This window comes from Thalassospira permensis NBRC 106175 (assembly GCF_000714555.1).
Taxonomy (GTDB): Bacteria; Pseudomonadota; Alphaproteobacteria; order Rhodospirillales; family Thalassospiraceae; genus Thalassospira; species Thalassospira xiamenensis.
This window is the reverse complement of sequence record NZ_AUNC01000060.1, coordinates 1-1,132: the sequence shown is the minus strand read 5'-3', so window position 1 is coordinate 1,132 and position 1,132 is coordinate 1. Positions and strand designations below refer to the sequence as shown.

The window sequence follows — 1,132 nt, the reverse complement described above, 5'->3', positions numbered from 1 at the left end:
GAAGAGCGCGGTGATGCGCCGCCCAAGCTTTTCTAGTCCGATCCGTGATGAAAAAGAGCAGCGCTTATATGCGCTGCTCCGTTCAAGGTTCTGTGGCCAATACTATCAGGCGGCCAGTGCAGGTTGGGTTTGACCCGGCCGACCGGACATGACCTGGGCTGCAACACGACTATCAAGACCAGCAACGTTTTCAGGAAGATCGTTTGCAGCCTGTTGGGCGGCAATATCGATTTCCTGACTTTCTTTACGGGCCTCAATTTCTGCCGTTTCGTTACGTTTGTCCTCCTTCGATGGCGGGGTCAAGCTGTCACGAACGGCAGATTTGAATTCTTCCTCGGCATCCTGCTCAGCAAATGCAGGATCGTTTTTGGCCGGATCAGAATTTGACGAGAAGACCCCCTTGGAGGCCTCCTCGCCGGAAGTGGCATCCTTGCCTTGTTCTGCAACATTGGCCATTGCATCGGCAAAGGATGTCGATCCGCTTCCGGTTGCTTGCATTTCCAGCATGACCGCCTGCACCGAATCAGACAAATCGCCGAATTTGGTGCCATAAAAGGTCGGTTGTGCAGATTTGCTGCTTTGTGGTGTTGCGCTAAATGCGCTGTATTTGTCGATACCTTCGGGTCCACCATCCTTAGATACTGAGGTTTTGGGCGACGTTACCGGTAGCCCAAACCCCAATCCAAGAAGACTGTTCATGAAAAATATCCTTCTTCATGGATGTACACAGCACTACACCACACAAAAGGCGAACCTTTTGCAGGGTGTAACGCGAACCGGAAAAATTCATGCAACTTCAAGACCATTGGCACTTTTCCAAAGGTCTGCTGATGTCAGTAACCTTGTATTGCGCCAAACATATCCGGCGTCAGGGCTTTGTGTGTCTTGGGCGGCATAATTTGCCCATTATCCAACAGGTTATAACCTGCCAACCCTTACGGACGATTGGATAAGTGCAAGGCGATACGCAACAAGCCCGTGATACCGACCGCATGAATTATACCGGGTGTGGAGGCAATAGATGCGCGTTCATCTGATTGGAGGCGCGCGTCGCGCGAGCATCCAACGATCCGGTGATCAATAACGAGGAAGAACGCCTGATGGTGGGCTTCGTCCATGAAAAGGACGCGAT

Annotated in this window: 1 protein-coding gene; it reads right to left on the bottom strand. The window is 51.7% G+C overall.

Going from position 1 to position 1,132, the window contains the following annotated elements; genetic code table 11:
- Positions 1 to 105: 105 nt before the first annotated feature.
- Complete coding sequence (locus SMB34_RS18515; RefSeq protein ID WP_007089785.1) at positions 106 to 699, bottom strand: hypothetical protein; 594 nt, start codon at positions 697 to 699, stop codon at positions 106 to 108.
- Between the last annotated feature and the right edge of the window lie 433 nt (positions 700 to 1,132).